17 protein-coding genes are annotated in these 20,667 nt (G+C 67.7%); 11 read left to right on the top strand and 6 right to left on the bottom strand.

Annotated features, from left to right (window positions below):
• The first annotated feature begins 2 nt into the window (after positions 1-2).
• From ABIE04_RS00860 to ABIE04_RS00850, 3 genes are all read left to right on the top strand, one after another.
• Positions 3-923, top strand: coding sequence for a phosphoglycerate mutase (locus ABIE04_RS00860; RefSeq protein WP_354546712.1), 921 nt, complete (start codon positions 3-5; stop codon positions 921-923).
• Positions 920-2,632: a single-stranded-DNA-specific exonuclease RecJ gene (gene recJ, locus ABIE04_RS00855; RefSeq protein WP_354546711.1), complete on the top strand. Its 1,713-nt coding sequence runs from the start codon at positions 920-922 to the stop codon at positions 2,630-2,632. Before ABIE04_RS00860 ends, recJ begins: the two co-directional genes overlap by 4 nt.
• 66 nt (positions 2,633-2,698) lie before the next feature.
• The gene (locus tag ABIE04_RS00850) at positions 2,699-3,067 is read left to right on the top strand and encodes an STAS/SEC14 domain-containing protein (RefSeq protein ID WP_354546710.1); all 369 of its coding nucleotides are present in this window, start codon (positions 2,699-2,701) and stop codon (positions 3,065-3,067) included.
• A 6-nt stretch (positions 3,068-3,073) separates the two neighbouring features.
• Here ABIE04_RS00850 and ABIE04_RS00845 read toward each other — a convergent pair whose 3' ends face one another.
• The 4 genes from ABIE04_RS00845 to ABIE04_RS00830 form a co-directional block, all read right to left on the bottom strand.
• Positions 3,074-5,569, bottom strand: a complete 2,496-nt coding sequence (locus tag ABIE04_RS00845) for a PEP/pyruvate-binding domain-containing protein (protein WP_354546709.1) — start codon at positions 5,567-5,569, stop codon at positions 3,074-3,076.
• Positions 5,566-6,429: a phosphatase PAP2 family protein gene (locus ABIE04_RS00840; RefSeq protein ID WP_354546708.1), complete on the bottom strand. Its 864-nt coding sequence runs from the start codon at positions 6,427-6,429 to the stop codon at positions 5,566-5,568. Before ABIE04_RS00840 ends, ABIE04_RS00845 begins: the two co-directional genes overlap by 4 nt.
• On the bottom strand, positions 6,426-7,529 hold the full coding sequence (locus tag ABIE04_RS00835; RefSeq protein ID WP_354546707.1) for a 1-acyl-sn-glycerol-3-phosphate acyltransferase: 1,104 nt from the start codon (positions 7,527-7,529) through the stop codon (positions 6,426-6,428). Before ABIE04_RS00835 ends, ABIE04_RS00840 begins: the two co-directional genes overlap by 4 nt.
• A 97-nt stretch (positions 7,530-7,626) precedes the next feature.
• The gene (locus tag ABIE04_RS00830; RefSeq protein ID WP_354546706.1) at positions 7,627-7,860 is read right to left on the bottom strand and encodes a hypothetical protein; all 234 of its coding nucleotides are present in this window, start codon (positions 7,858-7,860) and stop codon (positions 7,627-7,629) included.
• Here ABIE04_RS00830 and asnB point away from each other — a divergent pair.
• Entirely contained in the window at positions 7,859-9,526 is a 1,668-nt protein-coding gene (gene asnB, locus ABIE04_RS00825; protein WP_354546705.1) for an asparagine synthase B, read from the top strand. The two genes, ABIE04_RS00830 and asnB, sit on opposite strands and share 2 nt — an antisense overlap.
• 4 nt (positions 9,527-9,530) lie before the next feature.
• On the opposite strand, the gene chrA is transcribed toward asnB, so the two are convergent.
• Together chrA and ABIE04_RS00815 are read right to left on the bottom strand one after the other, a co-directional pair.
• Complete coding sequence (gene chrA, locus ABIE04_RS00820) at positions 9,531-10,730, bottom strand: chromate efflux transporter (RefSeq protein WP_354546704.1); 1,200 nt, start codon at positions 10,728-10,730, stop codon at positions 9,531-9,533.
• The gene (locus tag ABIE04_RS00815; RefSeq protein WP_354546703.1) at positions 10,727-12,208 is read right to left on the bottom strand and encodes a multicopper oxidase family protein; all 1,482 of its coding nucleotides are present in this window, start codon (positions 12,206-12,208) and stop codon (positions 10,727-10,729) included. The genes chrA and ABIE04_RS00815 overlap by 4 nt, the downstream gene beginning before the upstream one ends.
• A 105-nt stretch (positions 12,209-12,313) precedes the next feature.
• Between ABIE04_RS00815 and prfB the strand changes: the two genes are divergently transcribed.
• From prfB to zipA, 7 genes are all read left to right on the top strand, one after another.
• Positions 12,314-13,439 (top strand): peptide chain release factor 2 gene (prfB, locus tag ABIE04_RS00810; RefSeq protein WP_354546702.1). Its coding sequence is split into 2 segments (ribosomal slippage): positions 12,314-12,388 and positions 12,390-13,439, totalling 1,125 coding nucleotides; the frame shifts between segments, so codons are not numbered across the junction.
• Positions 13,440-13,481: 42 nt separating this feature from the next.
• Entirely contained in the window at positions 13,482-13,808 is a 327-nt protein-coding gene (locus ABIE04_RS00805; protein WP_354546701.1) for a hypothetical protein, read from the top strand.
• Between the two features lie 118 nt (positions 13,809-13,926).
• Positions 13,927-15,450, top strand: a complete 1,524-nt coding sequence (lysS, locus tag ABIE04_RS00800) for a lysine--tRNA ligase (RefSeq protein WP_354546700.1) — start codon at positions 13,927-13,929, stop codon at positions 15,448-15,450.
• 3 nt (positions 15,451-15,453) lie between these two features.
• Positions 15,454-15,753 (top strand): YciI family protein, encoded by a 300-nt coding sequence (locus ABIE04_RS00795; protein ID WP_354546699.1) that lies wholly within the window; start codon positions 15,454-15,456, stop codon positions 15,751-15,753.
• A complete protein-coding gene (locus ABIE04_RS00790; RefSeq protein WP_354546698.1) occupies positions 15,750-16,007 on the top strand; it encodes a BolA family protein in 258 nt (85 codons plus the stop codon). The genes ABIE04_RS00795 and ABIE04_RS00790 overlap by 4 nt, the downstream gene beginning before the upstream one ends.
• Positions 16,008-16,149: 142 nt before the next feature.
• Positions 16,150-19,659: a chromosome segregation protein SMC gene (smc, locus tag ABIE04_RS00785; protein ID WP_354546697.1), complete on the top strand. Its 3,510-nt coding sequence runs from the start codon at positions 16,150-16,152 to the stop codon at positions 19,657-19,659.
• A 10-nt stretch (positions 19,660-19,669) separates the two neighbouring features.
• On the top strand, positions 19,670-20,656 hold the full coding sequence (zipA, locus tag ABIE04_RS00780) for a cell division protein ZipA (protein WP_354546696.1): 987 nt from the start codon (positions 19,670-19,672) through the stop codon (positions 20,654-20,656).
• The last annotated feature ends 11 nt before the right edge of the window (positions 20,657-20,667 follow it).

The raw sequence follows: 20,667 nt of genomic DNA, 5'->3' as shown, positions 1-20,667 counted from the left end.
ACATGCCGACGCCGGAGCAATCGTTGCAACTATGGCTGCCCGCGCTGGCGCATTTCGAACCGGCCCACCCGCTGCGCGAATGGCTGCCCCGTGCCGATCGTTTGCCGGATGGCGGCGTCGGCTATCTGGGCGGCCTCGGCGATCACTTCCCCGGCGTCGGCGCCGACGTGCCTGCGGCGGCGATCACCCGCGAGTTTCTCGCCGGCGATGCGGCGGATGGCACCTGGCTGTCAGCCGATCCGGCTTGGGTGCAGCCCGACATGAACGGCGTGCGCCTGCTGGCTTGCGGCCAGATGCAGCTGGGCATGGACGAGGCGCAGGCGCTGGCCGAGCCGCTGCGACCGGTGTTCGACGAGGCCGGCATGCGACTGGAGATTTCCACCCCGGATCATTGGCACCTGCGTCTGCCGGGCGATACGCCGCTGCCCGGTTTCGCCGCGCCCGAGCAGGCGCTGGGCGAGGATCTGGCGCAGCATCTGCCGCAGGGCTCGGAAGGACGCCGCTGGCGGGTCTTGCTCAATGACGTCCAGGTACTGCTGCACCAGCATCCGCTGAATGCCAGGCGGCAGGCGCGTGGACAGGCGCCGGTCAACAGCCTGTGGCTGTGGGGCGGCGGTCGCCTGCCGGATGCGTTGCCCGGCAAGGTGCTGGGCGTGGTCGGCGACGACCTGCTGCTGCGCGCGCTGGCCGCACGCGCCGGCATCGCCCAGCAGTCGCGCACGGCCGACGCGGTTGCTGCCGGCGGGGCAGGCTGGCTGATCGATCTGCAGGATCTGCCGGCGCACGAGATCGCCTCGCGCTGGTGGTCGACGTTGCTGTCGCTGCTTGACCGCCAGTCCGTCGTGCTGCACTTCGCCAGCGGCGAACGCTGGCGGCACCAGCCGTGGCATCGCTGGCGCTTCTGGCGCGGGGCAGGGCGTTGAGCGTGCTGCAACTGCGCCGGCGCGAGAGCAAGGGCGTGCCGCACGGCTGGCCGGCCTCGGTGCATCCGGTGCTGCAGCAGGTCTACGCCGCGCGCGGCGTGCTGGAACCGGGCCAGGTCGAACACCGGCTGGCGCGGATGCTGTCGCCGCAATTGCTGGGCGGCATGGCGCAGGCGGTGGAACTGCTGGCCGAGGCGATCCGCGACGACTGGTCGATCCTGATCGCCGGCGACTACGACTGCGACGGCGCCACCGGCACCGCGGTGGCCATGCGCGGCCTGCGCCTGCTCGGCGCGCGGCGGGTGAGCTACGCCATTCCGAATCGCTTCGTGCATGGCTACGGCTTGAGCCCGGCGCTGGTCGCCTCGCTGCAGCCGACGCCGCAGCTGATCGTCACGGTCGACAACGGCGTGGCCAGCATCGCCGGCGTGGCCGCGGCGAAGGCGCGCGGCATCCGCGTGATCGTCACCGACCATCACCTGCCTGGCGAGCAATTGCCGGCGTGCGATGCGATGGTCAATCCGAACCTGGCTGGCGACCCGTTCCCGAGCAAGATGCTGGCCGGCGTGGGCGTGATGTTCTACCTGCTGCTGGCCTTGCGCGCGAGGTTGTACGAAGAGGGCGCGTTTGGCGACACGAAGCCGGATCTGTCGTCGTTGCTCGATCTAGTCGCGCTGGGTACGGTGGCCGACCTGGTACCGCTGGATTTCAACAATCGCGTGCTGGTCGAAGCCGGCCTGCAGCGCATGCGCGGCGGTCGTGCCTGCGCCGGCATCACCGCGTTGGTCGAGGCCGGCAAGCGCAGCGTGGCGACGCTGTGTTCCACCGACCTGGCTTTCACCGTCGGGCCCCGGCTGAATGCGGCGGGACGGCTGGAGGACATGCGCCTGGGCGTGGAATGCCTGCTCACCGACGACGTGGCGCAGGCGCGCCGCTACGCCGAGCAGCTCGACGCGATCAACCGCGAGCGCCGCGACCTGCAGGCGTCGATGGTGGCCGAGGCCGAAGTGATGGCCGCCGGCCTGACCCACACCGATGCGGTGGGCGTGGCGCTGTACGAGCCCTCGTGGCACGCCGGCGTGGTCGGTCTGGTCGCCTCGAAACTGAAGGAGCGGCTGCACCGGCCGGTGATCGCGTTCGCCCCCGCCAGCGAGGACGACACCGACCATTTGCGCGGCTCGGCGCGCTCGATTCCCGGCTTCCACATCCGCGATGCGCTGGCCGCGATCGACGCGCGCCAACCCGGCCTGATCGAGCGTTTCGGCGGCCACGCGATGGCCGCGGGGCTGAGCCTGAAGACCGGCGACTACGCGCGCTTCGCCGCCGCCTTCGACGCGATTGCGCGCGAGCTGATCGACGCCGAGCGCCTGCAAGCGGTGCTGTACACCGATGGCGAGTTGCCGGCCGGTACCGCCACGCTGGCGCTGGCTCGCCAGCTGCGCGAGGCCGGACCGTGGGGACAGGCGTTCCCCGAGCCGCTGTTCGACAACCTGTTCGAGTGCGCCGGCTGGAAGGTGATGGGCGAGCGCCACCTGCGTCTGCAACTGCGCGATCCGCGCGATGGCGCGCCGCATGACGCGGTGATGTTCAACGCGTATCACGGCCAGCCGCCACCGCCACGGCTGCGTGCGGCCTACGAGCTGACCATCAACGACTGGCAGGGCCGTGAGACGCCGCGTCTGCTAGTGCGGCATATCGAACCGGCCTGATGCCCTTGCGCGTTTTTCACGCGGCCTGCTCCAGACTGGCGGTCAACTCACCCATGGAGAACGCCCGTGATCTCACTGATCGAAGGACTGCCGTCCGGCACGCTGGGTTTTCGCGCCCATGGCCAGGTCACGGCAGCAGATTACGAAAACGTCATCGTGCCGGACGTGGAGGCGGCGTTCGCGCTGAACCGCAAGCTGCGCCTGCTGTATGTCACCGCCGATGACTTCACCGGCTTCGACCCCCGCGCGATATGGGACGACGCCAAGCTGGGCATGCGTCATTTCAGCGGCTGGGATCGCGTCGCGCTGGTCACCGACGTGCCTTGGTTGCGCGGCACCGCGACGGCATTCAGCTTTGCCATCCCGGCGCAGTTCCGCCTGTTCCACGGCGCGGAAATCGAAGAAGCCACCCGCTGGATCACCGCGACGAGCTGAGCCGCCTCAAAGTATCTGCACCGTGCCGTTGCGCCCGTCGATGCGCACGCGCTGCCCGTTGCCGAGTAGGCGCATCACGTGGCGCACGCTCATCACCGCCGGCAGGCCCAGTTCGCGTGCGGTCACCGCGCCGTGCGAGAGCGGGCCGCCGCTTTCGGTGATCACGCCGCCGGCCTGGTAGAACAGCGGCGTCCACGCCGGGTTGGTGGTGCGCGCAACCAGGATCGCATCCTTCGGGAAGTGCGGGAAATCCTCTGGGCTGCGCACCATGAACACTTCGCCTTCGACGATGCCGGGGCTGCCGCCCAAGCCCTTGAGCACGTTCGTGCCGTCCACCTCGACCGGCTCCGCCTCGCCGAAGATCCAGTCCGGCGTGCGTCCGCAGGCGGCCTGATAGCCAGCCTTGTGCTGCGCGGCGGCTGGCGTGACCGTGGCCAATTCGCCGCTGCGCAGGGCACGGTCGAGTATCGCCAGCGGCACGAAATAGACGTCCATCGGATCGCCCAGCACGCCACGCTCGACCAACTGCGCGCCGATCGCCTTCAGGCCGCGCCGGAACGGCAGGTGCAGGCGGGTGGTCTGGTAGTGCTCGAGGTCGTCCAGCGCGGTGTACGCGCGGGCCAGCCGGATCACCTCGTGCACCAGGTAGCGCAATTCCTCCGGTGCATGGCTGAGCACATTGTGTTCCATCGCCGCCTGCGCGGCCTTCTGGCGGAGTTCGGCGGCGGCGCGATCCTCGTTGGGCCGATCGACCAGCATCTTCAACTGGTCCAGCACGATTTGCGGTGCCTCGACCCAGGTTGGATGGTAGGCATCGAAATCCAGCTCGCGGTGGCCGTGGCGGGCGAGGAAGCGCTGGAACTCGACCTGGAAGGCGGGGTATTGCGCCAGCTCGTCCAGCAGTTCGACGCTGGGGCCGCTGCGCAGCCGCGCATGCAGGGCGGCATCCATGCGCGCCAGCCGCGACAGCGACCACAGTTCGGCATTGACCTGGCCGGTCTTGGTGTCGGTCACCGCCAGCAACTGGTCGAACACCTGCTGCGCCTGTTCGGCCGGCAGCGCCAGTTGCAGCATCTGCTGCAGGCCCACATACAGCGTGCGCTGGGTCAGCGAGATGGCGATGTTCGGCAGGAAATAGCTGGCGCCGAGCGCGTTGATGCGCAGCACGTAATCCCACAGCTCGTTCAACGGACGGCCGTCCAGCGGTTCGCGCATCAGCGCGCCGATACCGATCAGGTAGGTGTCCAGGTCGCGCATCCAGCGCACCGGCAGTTCCTGCACCCAGGCGAACTGCGCGGCGATCTGCGGCAGCGCGGCGCGGATGCTTTCCACGTCCTTGAGCAGGCGCGTGGGCGTGCGCCCGCTGTACAGCTCGACCGCATTCTGGTTGCCGTAGATGTAGTAGTCGCGCATGGCGAACCATTTGTCGCCGAACGGTGGCAGGCCCATCAGCTTGAAGCTGTGGTTGAGCGAGGCGTGGAAACCGGCTTCGCACAGGTCCCAGGTCAGCGGGGTGACCGGGGTGGGAAAGCGTTCGGCCGATTCGTCGCGGGTCCAGCGCGGCGGGATGCGTGTCACGGCGCGGGATTGCAGCAGGTACAGTTTGCCGTCCTGCCAGGCCCATTCGATGTCCTGCGGGAAGCCGAAGTGCTGCTCGGCCGCCAGCGCGAGCTGCGCCACGGCACGGCGTTGGTCGGCGTCGAGGGCGGGGGAGTTCGCCTGTTCCGCAGGCAATGCCACCTGGCGGGTGCCGTTCGCGGCAGCGGTCACCAGCGCGTGCGACTTCTCAGCGATCACCGCCTCGACTTCGGCCAGGTCGCTGCGCTGCAGCCGGTACTCGTCGACCGGCTCCTCGCCGCCGACCACGGTTTCGCCGAGCCCGAACGCGGCGTTGATCAGCACCTGGTCCAGCGCGCCGCGCACCGGGTCGATCGAGAACGCCACGCCGGCCGCCTCGCGTTCGCCCACCTGCACCATCTTCTGCACCACCACGGCCATCGCCGCGTCCAGGTGATCCAGCCCCATCCGCTCCCGATACGGCAGCACATGCGCGTTCCACAGCGAGGCGTAGCAGCGGCGGATCGCATCGACGGCGGCGTCGGCGCCGCGGATGCCGAGCAAGGTGTCGTGCTGGCCGGCGAACGCGGCGCCGGGCAGGTCCTCCAGGGTGCCGGACGAGCGCACCGCCACCGGCGTGTCGGCCAGTCCGAGCACGCCCATCTTCGCAGCCAGTTCATCGCGCAGCGAGGACGGCAACGGCTGTGCCAACAGCAGGGTCTGGATGCGTTCGCTGCGTGCGGCGTGGTCGAGCGCAGCGTCGTCCAGCACGGCACGGATCGTGTCGCGCAACGGTGCCACGAAGGTGCGGTAAGCCTCGCTGCCGACCACGATCCCGGGCGGCACCGGCAGATGCTGCGCGGCCCGTGCCAGGTTCGCGCCCTTGCCACCGCTGATGGCATGTTCGGCCGCTTGCGGATCGGTGAATGCGAACAACTGGCTCATGCCTGACCTTCCTTGCAGTAGCGTTGAACGAGGGTAAGCACGACAGTGGCGAGAGCGATTCCGCACAACACGTCGATGCCGTAGTGATAGCGCAGATAGAGCGTGGCGACGACCAGCGCCAGGATGATCGGCGCCAGCAATAACGCAATGCGCCGGTAGCCGCCCAGCGCGAAGAAGCCCAGTACGTACACGCCGATACCGCTGTGCAGGCTGGGAAATACATCCATGCCGGTGATGCCGGCCTTGACCACGCCGGCCAGCAAGGCTGTCATCGCGCCGCCGTGCACCGGGTAGGGGAAGGTTTCGGGAAAGGCGATATACGGCCCGCCGGCCGGCACCAGCATGTAACCGGCGAAGCCGACCAGATACATCGAGGTCAGCCCGAAAAAGAACGTCGCAGCTTCGCGGCTGCGATGGCGCACGCTGAACGCGATCGCCGGCAGCAGCACCACGAAATAGAACAGAAAATAGCCGCCGCTGAGCAGTTCCGACAGCCATGGCCGCTCCCATCCCAGCAGGTGCTCCGGCAGGCTCAGACCACCCCACAGGTGCCGGTCCAGCGCCAGCAGCGCGGCATCGGCGGTGTGCGTGATGAACACGTCGCGGATCGCTTTGAACAACGGGAAGATCAGCCAGCAGGCAACAAATTGCAGCGTACCTTTCCAGCTTGAGCGGGAGCTGGCAGGCGGTGCCAGAGTGACGAAGATCAGCGCACACCACGCGATGCCGCCAAGCACGCTGCTGACCTGCAAGGTCCGGTCTCCCAATTGCCATGCGCCGATGCTTCCCAGCACCAGGATCAACAGCAGTTCGGCCACGAAGGCGTAGCCGACCCAGCGTTCCAGTCGTGTCATCGTCATTGCGCATTCCTGTGCATTACGTTTGGCCAGCGCCACCAACCCAGTGCGGCCGCGCACCACAGCGCAAGCATCGGCAGCGGCCAGCCGTAAGTCGCCAACAGCAGGCACGGCAGCCACAACAGTGCTGCAACCAGGCCACCGGCCATGCGGAAAAAACTGACCGTATTGCGTGCATCGGCCTTGCCGCCGGCGATTCGCCCGATCAACAGCACCGGTGCGGCCAGCAGCACGAAGGCGGCCACGCCGAGCCAATCCAACGGCCATGCGCGCATCGGTTGGCTCGGTAGTGCGGTCGGTAACGGCTGGTGTGTTTGCAGATGCTGCTGCGCGTCGATGAAAGCTTGCGCATAGGATCCGCCGCTCGCTGCCACAGTCGTCGCATGCGCTTCGGCGACAGCAAGGCCGGCGGGATCGGGGCAGTTCACTGATACCGCATCAAGGGCCTCGGCGATCGCCTGATGAATCCGCCATTCCCAGTCGCGGTCCGTTTCCTCGCCGGCTCGCGTCGGCAGTTCCAGCGGAGCGCCAACCAGGATTTCGACATCGGAGCGGAACTGGTCCGGTGCCCGATAGTGCAAACCCAGCGGCACCAGTTCCAGCGACGCTCCTTCGGCCAACATGGTCCGGGCGATGCGCGCAGCACCGCGCTGATAGGGCAGTGGTCGATGGCTCCATTCGCTGCTGCCTTCAGGGAAAATCAGCAGATCGCCGCCCGCACGCAGCTGCGCGCAACCCGCGTCCACGGGGTTGGCGAACGTGGCGCGTCGAATCCCGTATCGCTGGCGATCCTTCTCACGTACCACCGCAATGCCGTCGAACATCCAGCGTAGCAGCGGGTGTTGCAGCAGCTGCACCGACACCAGTCCCTGCACGCCGGGGAAGGCCCGCAGCACCGTATAGCCGTCGATCGCGCCGTTGCGATGGCTGCTGACGATCAGCCGGCCGCCGCGCGGCTGTGCCGGGTGCTGACGTGCGCCGACGATGTGGACGTGGCGGAAATAGAAGCCGCGCAACAGCCGGGCCAGCAGGCGCACCGACCATCGCAGTGGGCGACCGCCGGGCGGGATCGGCTCCCCCTGCTCGGCGGATCGAGCGGACATCCTTGTTTCGTCATGGCTCATTCGCGGCAATGTAGCGGCAAGCACGAGGCTGCGTCATCTCGCGCCGCATGCACTTGCGGGCGACGGGCGAATCTGTTCAAGTCCGCCCATGCATTCCGTTGTCGCCAGCTTCCCGAAACCCACTGCGCTTTCCGCGCAGGGCTTCATGTTGGCCGGCAACAACAATAATTGCGCGAACAATAACGCCAACCGTTGGCGGGCCCGCGCGTAGCAGCAAGTTTTCATTGAATACGCGACGAAGGCCCGCCCAGTGCGGGCCTTCGTCGTTTCTGCGTCTGTGTTTTTGATCAACGATGAGGGGAATGGTCATGTGTTCGATCTTCGGAATGTTCGACCTGCAGCCGGGCGACGACCTGGCGGCGCTGCGCCGGCAGGCGCTGGAACTGTCGCAGCGCCAGCGTCATCGCGGGCCGGACTGGAGCGGGGTGTTCGTCGACGCCGGGGTGATCCTGGTGCACGAGCGGCTGGCCATCGTCGACCCGGCCAGCGGCGCGCAGCCGCTGCGTTCGCGCGACGGCGCGCTGGCGTTGGCGGTGAACGGCGAGATCTACAACCACCGCGAGCTGCGCGCGGCCAGCACGTACGACTTCACCACCGGCTCGGATTGCGAGGTGATCAACGCGCTGTACCGCGAGCAGGGCAGTGACTTCGTGGGCAGGCTCAACGGCATCTTCGCGTTCGCGTTGTGGGACGGCGAGGCGCAGCGTTACCTGATCGCGCGCGACCCGATCGGCGTCTGCCCGCTGTACTGGGGACACGATGCGCAAGGCCGCCTGTGCGTGGCCTCGGAGATGAAGGCGCTGGTCGGCGTGTGCGCTGACGTGGCGCCGTTCCCTCCAGGTCATGTCTACGACAGCGCCAGCGGCGAACTGCGCAGCTACTACGCCAGGCCATGGCGCGACTACGCCGCCACGCGCGGCCATGACGTGGCCGCGCCGGCCTTGCGCAAGGCGTTCGAACAGGCCGTGCATCGCCAGCTGATGACCGACGTGCCGTATGGCGTGCTGCTCTCCGGCGGGCTGGATTCGTCGCTGGTCGCCGCCTGCGCCGCGCAGTTCGCGCGCGAGCGGGTCGAGGACGACGACCGCAGCGAGGCCTGGTGGCCGCGCCTGCATTCGTTCGCGATCGGGCTGGACGGCTCACCCGACCTGGCCGCTGCGCAGGTCGCCGCCGAGGCGCTGGGCACCGTGCATCACGGCTTCGTCTACACCTTTTGGGAAGGGCTGGACGCGCTGCCCGAGGTGATCCGCCACATCGAGACCTACGACGTCACCACCATCCGTGCCGCCACGCCGATGTACCTGCTGGCGCGGCGGATCAAGGCGATGGGCGTGAAGATGGTGCTATCGGGCGAAGGCAGCGACGAGATCTTCGGCGGCTACCTGTACTTCCACAAGGCGCCGTCGGCCGAGGCGTTCCACGAGGAAACCGTGCGCAAGCTCGACGCGCTGCACAGCTACGACTGCCTGCGCGCGAACAAGGCGATGATGGCCTGGGGCGTGGAGGCGCGCGTGCCGTTCCTCGACCTGGAGTTCATCGACGTGGCGATGGGCCTCGATGCCGCGCACAAGATGGCGGGGCGGGGCCGCATCGAGAAAGCGGTACTGCGCGAAGCGTTCAACGGCGCGCTGCCGGATTCGATCCTGTGGCGGCAGAAGGAGCAGTTCAGCGACGGCGTCGGCTACGGCTGGATCGACGGGCTGAAGGCGCACGCGGAGCAGGCGGTCAGCGACCGCGAGTTCGCCGCGGCCGCGGCGCGCTATCCGTTCAACACGCCGGCGACCAAGGAGGCGTACTTCTACCGGCGCATCTTCGAGCAACACTTCCCCGGCGAGGCCTGCGCCGCGACCGTGCCCGGCGGCAAGTCGATCGCCTGCTCCTCGCCGGCGGCGCTGGCGTGGGATCCGGCGTTCGCGAACGCGGCCGATCCGTCGGGCCGGGCGGTCAAGGGGGTGCACGACCACGCGCTGGCCTGAGCCTTCAGAACGGTACCGTGAGCAGGGACGCCATCACGCACCATCCGACGATGGCAAGTGCCGGCCAGCGTGCCCAGGCGAGCAGGGCGAAGGCGCTCAGCGCGATTGCGGCATCGAGCGGGCGATGCACGGCACTGATCCACACCGGGTCGTAAAGCGCGGCGGCGAGCAGGCCGACCACGGCGGCGTTGACGCCGGCCAGCACGCGTGCGGCGTCATTCCGCGCGGCGAGCGCCTGCCAGAACGGCAAGGCGGCGGAAACCAGCAGCAGCCCCGGCAGAAAGATCGCCAGCAGACAGACCGTGGCGCCGAGTGCGCCGCTGTGGCCGATACCGATACGTTCGCCAAGGAATGCCGCGAGGCTGAACATCGGGCCGGGTACCGCCTGGGCTGCACCGTAGCCGGCGAGGAAGCTGTTGCCATCGAGCCAGCCCGGATCGACCACGGTCTGTTTCAGCAAGGGCAGCACCACGTGACCGCCGCCGAACACCAGCGCGCCGGCACGGTAGAACCCCGCCGTCACCTGGGCCCATGGTGGCGCACCGGACCACGGCACCAGCGAGAGCAGCAACAGGACGGCAAACACGGCCAGCAGCGCGATGCCGCCACGACGTCCATGCTGCAGAACCAGGCGGTCGCCCGGGCGCGCCGTGACCGTGCGGCACAGCCACGGGCCCAGCGCCGCACCGAGGGCGACCACCAGCAATTGCATCCATGCGTTGCCGCCGATCGCGATCAGCAGGGCGGCAAGCGCGGCGAGCAGCAGGCGCGGCAGGTCCGGCGTGAGCCGGCGCGCCATGCCGAGCAGGCCCTGGGCGACCACTGCCACGGCGACCAGTTTCAACCCGTGAATCGCCGCCTGGCCCGGCGCGCCGGACATGCGCGCACTCAGCGCGGCGAAGGCAAACATCAGCAGGGCCGAGGGCAGCGTGAAGCCGACGAAAGCGGCAAGGCCACCCCATCCGCCGGCCCGCAGCAAGCCGATGGAAAAGCCCAGCTGGCTGCTCGCCGGCCCCGGCAGGAACTGGCACAACGCCAGCATCTGGCCGAAGCGCTCGTCATCCAGCCAGCGTCGCCGTTCGACAAACTCGCGATGGAAATAGCCCAGATGCGCGATCGGCCCGCCGAACGAGGACACGCCCAGCCTGAGAAATGCGGTCAACACCTCCCAGGCGGAGCCACCCGGCGCGGTCACGTTGCTCATGCGCAATCGAACAGCGCCATGAAGCCGAAGTCCATGTGCAGTTGCATGTGACAGTGGAGCAGCGACAGCCCGCGCTGGTCGGCGGTGAAATCGACGTCCATGCTCTGGTAGCCACCCAGCATCGCCACGTCCTTCATCACGCCGGCGACGGGCCGGCCGGCGATGCGGGTGATCTCGAAGCTGTGCCGGTGCAGGTGCATCGGGTGGATGTCGTCGCTGGCGTTGTGCATGCGCAGCCGGTAGCGCTTGCCGTACTGCAGCCGGAAAGCCGGCTGCATCGCCTGCATGTCGAACGGCTGGCCGTTGACCGTCCACTGGTTGAAGCCGTGGAGAGCCGCGTTGCGTTTGGCGAAGGTCAGCTCGAGTGTCTCGTCTGGAGTGGCAGGCGATGGCGCATCCGGCGAGGCGAAGCGGCGATAGTCCCACTGGAACGGTGGCGGCTTGATCCATTGCGGCTTGCCGCCGTAGCCGGCGTACTCGACCACGATGCCCATGCCGCGGTTGCGGTCGTCATCGGCCAGGTCGCCGAGTATCCACACGCCCGGGTGCATCATCTCGACGATGGCCGAAATGCGCTCGGCGGTGCCCAGCCACAACACCGGCACCGTCGCCGGATGCGGTACCGGATTGCCGTCCAGCGCCACCACCGTGAACGTGTGGCCGGGCAGGGCGAGGCTGCGGATCTCGGTGGCGCTGCCGTTGATGATGTGCAGCAACACGCGCTCGCCGGCGCGCACGCGGATCGGTTCGCCGTGGCCCAGCATGCGGCCGTTGATCGAGAACGTCTGGTAGCCGACTTCATACCCGTGCGGCGCGCCACCGGCCAGCGAGGCCTTCATCGTCTTTTCGCCGCGCCGCTGCAGGGCCGGGTCGCGTTCATCCGGCCGCAGGAAGTCCATCGCCATGTCGCCGCCCTTGCTGAAGAACGGATCGAATTCCTTCAGCGTCAGGAACACCTCGCGGTCCCAGGCGCCGGACTCCTGCTGCGGCTCGATATACACGGGGCCGACCAGGCCGCTGTACTGGCCGAGGTCGAGATCGGCCCCGGCATGCAGATGCGTGTGGTAAAAACGCAGCCCTGCCGGCCCGGGCATGAAGGCGATCCGGCGCATGCCGTGGGCCGGAATGTACGGGGTGCCTTCTTCGGCAGCGCCATCCACCGCGGTGGGCAGGGATTGCCCGTGCCAGTGCAGTTGCTCCGGCGTGTCGGTGTCGTTGTGGATGTCCACCACCACCGGCCGGCCTTGTTTCAGCCGCAGCAGCGGCCCGGGAAACCGGCCGTTGTAGGTGCGGGTGGAAACGATGTGATCGGGCGCCAGCTCCACCAGGCTGCGGCCGATGCGCAGCGTGTAGTCGGCATGGCCATGCGATTCGGCTGGCCGCAGCGCCAGCGCATCACCGGCCTGGAGCAGCTCCGGCATGGCGCCGGCCAAGGCCAGTCCACCCAGTTTCAGGAACTCTCGACGGTCGATCGGCATGGCGAGCCCCGTTCGGAGGTAGGCGCCGCCAGTGTAGTGTGTCGTGCAACGAAGGCGGCGTCTCCTCTGGTATTCTTGCGAGCTTGCATCCCGGACCGCCAACACATGATCGAGACCAATCCCATCCATGCGCAGATCGCCGACCTTCGTGGCCGGGTCGAGTCGCTTAGGGGGTATCTTTGACTACGCTACGAAAAGCGAACGTCTGGAAGAAGTAACCCGCGAACTGGAAATTCCCACCGTGTGGGACGACCCGGCGCGCGCGCAGGAACTGGGCCGCGAACGCGCCCGCCTGCACACCATCGTCCACGGCATCGACACGCTGACCACCGGGCTGAATGACGCCGGCGACCTGCTGGAAATGGCGATCGCCGACGGCGACGACGACACCGCGCAATCGGTGACCGACGACCTGACCAAACTCGAGGCGCAGGTCGGCAAGCTGGAGTTCCAGCGCATGTTCTCCGGCAAGATGGACGCGATGAATGCGTTCGTCGACATCCAGGCCGGCGCCGGCGGCACCGAGGCGCAGGACTGGGCCGAGATGCTGCTGCGCATGTACCTGCGCTGGTGCGAATCGCGCGGCTGGAAGACCGAGTTGATGGAAGTCAGCGGCGGCGACGTGGCCGGGATCAAGTCCGCCACGTTCCGCGTGGAAGGCGATTATGCCTACGGCTGGCTGAAGACCGAGATCGGCGTGCATCGGCTGGTGCGCAAGAGCCCGTTCGATTCGGACAACCGCCGGCATACCAGCTTCACCTCGGTGTTCGTGTCGCCCGAAGTCGATGACGACATCGACATCGAGATCAATCCGGCCGACCTGCGCACCGACGTCTACCGTTCGTCCGGCGCCGGCGGCCAGCACGTCAACAAGACCGAGTCGGCGGTGCGCATCACGCACATCCCGACCAATACCGTGGTGGCTTGCCAGACCGGCCGCAGCCAGCACCAGAATCGCGACACCGCGATGAAGATGCTGGCTGCCAAGCTGTACGAGCTGGAAATCCAGAAGCGCAATGCCGAGAAGGACGCGCTGGAAGCGACCAAATCCGACATCGGCTGGGGCAGCCAGATTCGCAACTACGTGCTGGATCAGAGCCGCATCAAGGATCTGCGCACCGGCATCGAGCGTTCGGACACCCAGAAGGTGCTGGATGGCGATCTCGACGAGTTCATCGAAGCCAGCCTGAAATCCGGCCTCGAGGCCGGCGCCAAGCGCATCGACGCGTGACGCCCGATTCCTTCCGCTCCGTTCACTGACGAGGCAGCCCGCATGAACAGCAAGAAGATCTGCGCCATCCTGATCGCCTCTGCCGCGCTGGCCGCGTTCGGCGCGGCAGCGCAGTCGCAGCAAGGCAGCGCCGGCCAGGGCATCAAGCAGGATGCCAAGGCCGTCGGCCACGGTGTCGCCGACGGCGCCCGCGATGTCGGCCACGCCACCAAGCACGTCGCCAAGAAGGTCGGCCACGGTGCCAAGGAAGCCGGTACCGGCATCGGCCATGGCGCCAAGAAAGCCGGCATCGCCATCGGCCACGGTGCGCGCGAAGGCTGGGACGCGACGAAGCATGCCGCAAAGCAGGTGTTCGGCAAGGACGATTGATACGCGATGCCGCCGCGGAGAGGCGCCGGTACGCATCGGTTTGGCAAGCAGACGATAGACGAAGAGGCGTCCGCCGACCGGCGCGAGCGCAGGCAGCATTGGGATCCCCATGAGTGAAATGACCGACACCCCTCCCATCGACGAGAACAAGCCTGACGTCAATCGGCTGGTCGCCGAGCGCCGCGAGAAACTGAAGGCGCTGCGCGGGCAGGGCATCGCATTCCCGAATGACTTCAAGGTCGACAGCTTTGCCGGCGACCTGCAGGCCGAGTTCGCCGACAGGGACGTGCATACGGCCGAAGCCGTCGAGGCCGCCGCGCGCCGGGTGAAGGTGGCCGGGCGCATCGTGTTGAAACGCGTGCAGGGCAAGGTCAGCTTCGTGCAACTGCAGGATTTCAGCGGACGCATCCAGCTGTTCATCCACCAGGGCACCGTCGGCGAAGCCTACGAGGCGTTCAAGGGCTGGGACGTGGGCGACATCGTGGGCGCCGAAGGCGTGCTGATGCGGACCAAGACCGGCGAGCTTTCCGTCCGGGTCGACAACCTGCGCCTGCTGACCAAGAGCCTGCGCCCGCTGCCGGACAAGTTCCACGGCCTGGCCGACGTGGAGCAGCGCTACCGCCAGCGCTACGTCGACCTGATCGTCACCGAGGAAGCGCGCCGCACCTTCATGCTGCGCTCGAAGATCATCGGCTACATGCGCCAATGGCTGGAAGCGCCTGCACGACGCTTCATGGAAGTGGAGACGCCGATGATGCACATCATCCCCGGTGGCGCCACGGCCAAGCCTTTCGTCACCCATCACAACGCGCTGGATCTGGACCTGTACCTGCGCGTGGCGCCGGAGCTTTATCTCAAGCGTCTGGTCGTCGGCGGCTTCGACCGCGTCTACGAAATCAACCGCAACTTCCGCAACGAGGGCGTGTCGACCCGGCACAATCCCGAGTTCACCATGCTGGAGCTGTACCAGGCCTACGCGACCTACCACGAGATCATGGATCTCACCGAGGCGGTGATCCGCGACACGGCGCAGGCCGTGCTGGGTACCACGCAGCTGGAATGGGACGGTGCCGCGATCGACCTCGGCCCGGCGTTCCGCCGCTGGCGCATGGAAGACGCCGTGCTGGAGCACAACCCCGAGATCCGGCGCGAGGAACTGCGCGATCGCGAGGCGATGGCCGTGCACGCCAGGCGTCTCGGCGCGCAGGTCAAGCCCGGTTACGGGTGGGGCAAGCTGTTGCTGGAGATCTTCGAGAAGACCGTCGAGCACACCCTGGTCCAGCCCACCTTCATCACCGACCATCCGGTCGAGGTGTCGCCGCTGGCGCGCGAGAGCGATGCCGACAAGGGCATCACCGACCGCTTCGAGCTGTTCGTCAACGGCAAGGAACTGGCCAACGGCTTCTCCGAGTTGAACGACCCGGAAGACCAGGCCGCACGCTTCCAGGCCCAGGTCGACGCCAAGGACGCCGGCGACGACGAGGCGATGCACTTCGACGCCGACTACATCCGCGCGCTGGAAGTGGGCCTGCCGCCTACCGGCGGCCTTGGCATCGGCATCGACCGCCTGGTGATGCTGCTGACCGGTTCGGCCTCGATCCGCGACGTGCTGCTGTTCCCCTACATGCGCCCGGAGGCCTGAATCATGTGGTACGCGATCATCGGCACCGACAACACCCCTTCGCTGGAAGCGCGAAAATCTGCGCGGCCGGCGCACATGGCCCGCTTGCAGCAGTTGCAGGACGAGGGCCGCATGCTGCTGGCCGGCCCGTTCCCCGCGATCGACGCGGAGGATCCGGGCCCGGCGGGTTTCACCGGCAGCCTGATCGTGGCCGAGTTCCCCTCGCTGGCCGAAGCGCAGGCTTGGGCCAAGGCCGATCCGTACCTCGCCGCCGGCGTCTACCGCGAAACCACCGTCAAGCCGTTTCGCAAAGTGCTGCCGTGAACACGGGGCAACCCGTCATCGCCCAGATCCGCGAACGCCTGCAGGCCGCGTTCGCGCCGACCGAGCTGGAGGTGCTGGACGAGGGCCACAAGCACGCCGGCCACGCGGGGGAGGGCAAGGGCCACTTCCACGTGCGCATCGTCAGCGCCGCCTTTGCCGGCCAGTCGCCGATCAAGCGTCACCGGATGATCTATGCGGCACTCGACGGGCTGATGGACAACGGCATCCATGCCCTGTCGATCGACGCAAAGTAAAATTTCAATAGATAACAATAATATAAATTGCATTATTCAAGTAGTACAGCACACAGGAATGCATTGCAGCGCCGCCCCGCGTTTGGCACAGTGCCTTGTCGCCCGGCCGCGCGGGCATTACCGATGACCCATTGATGACCGCATGCGCCTGACCACGATCAAACTCGCCGGTTTCAAGTCCTTCGTGGACCCGACCACCCTGCACTTGCCGAGCAACATGATCGGCGTCGTCGGCCCGAACGGCTGCGGCAAATCCAACATCATCGATGCGATCCGCTGGGTGATGGGCGAGAGCGCGGCCAGCCGTCTGCGCGGCGATTCGCTGACCGACGTGATCTTCTCCGGCTCCAACACGCGCAAGCCGGTGGGGCAGGCCACGGTCGAGCTGATCTTCGACAACGCCGACGGCTCGATCCAGGGCGAGTACGGCCAGTACGCCGAGATCTCGGTGAAGCGCCAGGTCACCCGCGACGGCCAGTCCGCCTACTTCCTCAACGGCGCGCGCTGCCGTCGGCGCGACATCACCGACCTGTTCCTCGGCACCGGCCTGGGCCCGCGCAGCTACTCGATCATCGAGCAGGGCATGATCAGCCAGATCATCGAGGCGCACCCGGAAGAGCTGCGCACGCACCTGGAGGAGGCCGCCGGCATCTCCAAGTACAAGGAGCGCCGCAAGGAGACCGAGAGCCGCATCAAGGCCACCCGCGAGAATCTCGACCGCGTGCGCGACGTGCGCGACGAGGTGGACAAGCAGCTCGAACATCTGAACCGCCAGGCCCGCGCCGCCGAGCGCTGGAAGGCCTTGAAGGAAGAGCAGACGCGCAAGGAAGCCGAGCTGCGCGCGCTGGAGTACCGCGGCCTGAAGAGCCAGCACGACGGCGAGGGCGAAGGCCTGTCCGCCGCCGAGATCGAGATCGAGAAGCAGTTGGCCGGCCAGCGCCAGATCGAGGCCCAGCTGGAAAGCGTGCGCGAACGCCACACCGACGCGAGCGAGCACCTGAATGCCGTGCAGGCCGAGGTGTACAAGGTCGGCGCTGAGATTGCCCGGGTCGAGCAGCAGGTTCGCTACAACAAGGAAACCGCCGACCGGCTGCAGCGCGCCCATGGCGACGCCGAACGCGAGCATGCCGAACTGGCCGCGCACATCGCCGCCGACCGGGAACAGGGCGAGGCACTGCGCCTGGCGCTGGCCGAAGGCGAACCGAAACTCGAAGCCCTACAGCAGTTGCAGGACGACACCGCCGAAGCCCAGCGCAGCACCGAGGCGAAACTGGCCGACTGGCAGCAGCGCTGGGACAGCCACACCCGCAACGCCGGCGAATCCAACCGCGCGGCCGAGGTGGAACGCACCAAGCTCAACTACCTCGACCGCCAGGCGATCGACCTGGCGCGCCGGCGCGAAGCGCTGGAAGCGGAGCAGAAGGCCACCGACGTGGCCTCCCTGGACGCTGCCGGCCAGCAGCTGATCGACGAGCACGACACCCAGCGCGAACGCGTGGAAACCTTGGGCAGCCTGCTCGATCAGCACAAGTCCAGCCACGAAAAAGTGCTGGAGGAAGAGCGCCAGGTGCAGTCGGCGCTGAACGAGGCACGTCAGCAGTTGCAGGCGGCGCGCGGTCGGCACGCCTCGCTGGAGGCGTTGCAGCACGCCGCGTTGGGCCAGGAAGAAAGCGCCGCCAGCAGCTGGCTGGCGCGATTGGGGCTGGACCGCTCGCGCCGCCTCGGTGAATCGCTGCAGGTCGAAGCGGGTTGGGAAACCGCAGTGGAAACCGCGCTGAGCGGCTTCCTCGACAGCGTGCTGGTGGATGGTTCGCATGCACTCGCCGCCGAATTCAGTGCTCTGGACAACGCCGACGTGGCGCTGCTCGACGCCGCCGACGGTGGTGCCAACACCGCCGGCACGCTGGCCGCCCACGTGCGTGGGCCGGCTGCGGCGCTGGCGATCCTCGGCCATGTGCTGACCGCCGAATCCCTCGATGAAGCGCATCAGCGTGTGGCCGCGCTGTCGGCACTGGCGCCGTACCAGTCGGTGATCACCCGCAGCGGCGAATGGCTGGGTCCGGGCTGGGCGCGCGTGCGCCGTGCGCAGGGCAGCCAGGTCGGCGTGTTGGCGCGCGAGCGCGAGCTGCGCCTGCTGGTCGAGCAGGTCGCCACGCTGGAAGCGCAACTGGAGGAAGCCAGCGAGCGGCTCGATGCGCTGCGTACCAGCAAGTTCGAGGCCGAGCGCGCGCGCGACGACGCGCAGCGCGAGTTGTACAACGCGCATCGCCGCCAGTCCGAACTGGCCGGCCAGTTGCAAAGCCATCGCGGCAAGCTGGAGACTGCGCGCGCCCGCGCCGAGAAGGTCACCGGCGAGCTGGCCGACCTGGCTACGCAGATCGACGAACTGCAGAAGCAGACCCGCGAGGCGCGTGCCCGGCTGGACGAATCGGTCGGCCTGATGGGCGACCAGGAAGACCAGCGCCGCGAGCTGGAAAACGAACGCCGCACGCTGCTTGAGGCGCGCGAGGAAGCGCGCATGAATGCGCGCGAAGCCGCCGAGCAGTCGCATGCGCTGGCCTTGGCGCTGGAGTCGAAGCGCTCTTCGCTGAGCTCGCTGGAACAGGCGCTGGGCCGCATGGACGCCCAGTTGCGCCAGATCGAGGCGCGCCGCAACGAGATCACCGAACAGCTCGCCGCCGGCTCCGACCCGATCGCCGAACTCGAGGCCGAACGGCAGGCCTACCTGGACCAGCGCCTGCTGGTCGACAAGCAACTGGTCGAGGCGCGTCGCGCCCTGGAAGACTGCGACATCGAATTCCGCAAGCTCGAACAGCAGCGGCATCTGGCGGAGCAGGGCCTGGCCAGCCTGCGCGAGAGCCTGTCCGAAAAGCGCCTCGCCGCCCAGGCGCTGCAACTGCGCGCCGAGCAGCTGGCAGCGGCGATCGCCGCGTCCGGCCTGGAACTGGAAACCCTGCTGGCCGAACTGGCCGAGGACATCGACGCGGACCAGTGGCGCCAGCAGCTCAACGACATCGGCCAGAAAATCGCACGGATCGAGCCGGTGAACCTCGCCGCGATCCAGGAACACGCCGAGCAGAGCGAGCGCAAGACCTACCTGGACAACCAGCTGGCCGACCTGGTCAGTGCGATGGAGACGCTGGAAGGCGCGATCAAGAAGATCGACCGCGAGACCCGCCAGCGCTTCAAGGAAACCTTCGACAAGGTCAACGCCGGCGTGCAGGAGCTGTTCCCGCGCCTGTTCGGCGGCGGCCATGCCTACCTGGAACTGACCGGCGACGACCTGCTCAACACCGGCGTGTCGATCATGGCGCGGCCGCCGGGCAAGCGCGTGTCAAACATCACCTTGCTGTCCGGCGGCGAGAAGGCGCTGACTGCGGTAGCGCTGGTGTTCGCGATCTTCAGCCTCAATCCCGCGCCGTTCTGCCTGCTCGACGAGGTGGACGCGCCGCTGGACGAAGCGAACGTGGGACGTTTCTCCAGCATGGTGCGCGAGATGAGCGAAAAGGTGCAGTTCATCTTCATCAGCCACAACAAGGCCACCATGGAAGCGGCCACCCAACTGTGCGGCGTGACCATGCGCGAGCCGGGCGTGTCGCGACTGGTGCAGGTGGACCTGGCCGAAGCGGCTAAACTGGCAGGAGCTGCCTGAGGAACCCATGATGACGCTGCAACCCGTGCTTGCCCTTGCCTGGAACCCCGCCGTCGGCATTCCGCTGCTGATTGTCGGCGTCATCGTGCTCGCGCTGATCTGGTTGTTCGGCCAGCCAAAGAAGGAGCAGGGCAGGCGCAGGGTCGTGTCGGACCAGCATGCCGGCGAGCGTCGCGAACCGACTCTGGGCGAGCCGGGTGACGATCCGGTCTCGAGCGATCTCTTCACCGGCGGTGGTGCAGGTCCGCAGCAGGGCGAGCTGGAGATTGGCCTGCGCGAGGAACTCGAACGGCTGGGCGCCACGCTGTCCGGCGAACGTGCCAAGCCCCCGGTGACCGCTGCACCCAAGGCCAAGCCAAGGCAGCAGCCCAAGCTGGCCGATCATGTCGCTTCGATCATCGACGCCTTGCGCGCACCCAGCTCCAGCGAGCCGGCGGCCGCTGATATCCCGCCCGCGGCGGAGGAAACGCCTGCGCCGGCGACGCCGGCAACTGCCGCAACGAGCGGTACGCCGCCGCGCTCCGATCTTGGCCGGCGTCCGCCCCAGTTGCCGGTGGAGCGCATCGTCACGCTGTTCGTGGTGGCACGCGACGGAGGGCGCTTCCATGGCCCGGATCTGGTCGTGGCCGCCGAGAAAGCCGGCCTGGAATTCGGCGACATGGGCATCTACCACCGCCTGGTCGACGGCAAACGCGAGCTGGGACCGATCTTCAGCGTCGCCAACATGCTCAAGCCGGGGAATTTCGACCTGGCGCGGCTGGATGCCTTGCGCACGCCCGGCGTGAGCTTCTTCATGACCTTGCCGGCACCGTTGCCCGCGCTGGATGCCTGGGACGCCATGCTGCCCACGGCGCAGCGCCTCGCCGAATTGCTGGATGGTCAGGTGCTCGATGAAGAGCGCAACGCGCTCGGGCGCCAGCGCATTGCCCACATCCGCGATCAGCTGCGCGGCTGGGACCGCGACCACGAAGGCAAGGAAATCATCTTCGGCCGCTGAGCCTTCCCGCG

This window comes from Rhodanobacter soli (genome assembly GCF_040548735.1).
Lineage (GTDB): Bacteria > Pseudomonadota > Gammaproteobacteria > Xanthomonadales > Rhodanobacteraceae > Rhodanobacter > Rhodanobacter soli_A.
Note: the sequence above shows the minus strand (reverse complement) of the source record. Positions and strands in the feature narration are given on the sequence as shown.

What these genes read in the sequence shown, in the direction of transcription:
- ABIE04_RS00860 (WP_354546712.1), top strand. Translation starts at nt 3, where the DNA reads ATGCCGACGCCGGAGCAATCGTTGCAACTATGGCTGCCCGCGCTGGCG.
- ABIE04_RS00845 (WP_354546709.1), bottom strand. Translation starts at nt 5,569, where the DNA reads ATGAGCCAGTTGTTCGCATTCACCGATCCGCAAGCGGCCGAACATGCC.
- ABIE04_RS00840 (WP_354546708.1), bottom strand. Translation starts at nt 6,429, where the DNA reads ATGACGATGACACGACTGGAACGCTGGGTCGGCTACGCCTTCGTGGCC.
- ABIE04_RS00835 (WP_354546707.1), bottom strand. Translation starts at nt 7,529, where the DNA reads ATGTCCGCTCGATCCGCCGAGCAGGGGGAGCCGATCCCGCCCGGCGGT.
- asnB (WP_354546705.1), top strand. Translation starts at nt 7,859, where the DNA reads ATGTGTTCGATCTTCGGAATGTTCGACCTGCAGCCGGGCGACGACCTG.
- ABIE04_RS00830 (WP_354546706.1), bottom strand. Translation starts at nt 7,860, where the DNA reads ATGACCATTCCCCTCATCGTTGATCAAAAACACAGACGCAGAAACGAC.
- chrA (WP_354546704.1), bottom strand. Translation starts at nt 10,730, where the DNA reads ATGAGCAACGTGACCGCGCCGGGTGGCTCCGCCTGGGAGGTGTTGACC.
- ABIE04_RS00815 (WP_354546703.1), bottom strand. Translation starts at nt 12,208, where the DNA reads ATGCCGATCGACCGTCGAGAGTTCCTGAAACTGGGTGGACTGGCCTTG.
- ABIE04_RS00805 (WP_354546701.1), top strand. Translation starts at nt 13,482, where the DNA reads ATGAACAGCAAGAAGATCTGCGCCATCCTGATCGCCTCTGCCGCGCTG.
- lysS (WP_354546700.1), top strand. Translation starts at nt 13,927, where the DNA reads ATGACCGACACCCCTCCCATCGACGAGAACAAGCCTGACGTCAATCGG.
- ABIE04_RS00795 (WP_354546699.1), top strand. Translation starts at nt 15,454, where the DNA reads ATGTGGTACGCGATCATCGGCACCGACAACACCCCTTCGCTGGAAGCG.
- smc (WP_354546697.1), top strand. Translation starts at nt 16,150, where the DNA reads ATGCGCCTGACCACGATCAAACTCGCCGGTTTCAAGTCCTTCGTGGAC.
- zipA (WP_354546696.1), top strand. Translation starts at nt 19,670, where the DNA reads ATGACGCTGCAACCCGTGCTTGCCCTTGCCTGGAACCCCGCCGTCGGC.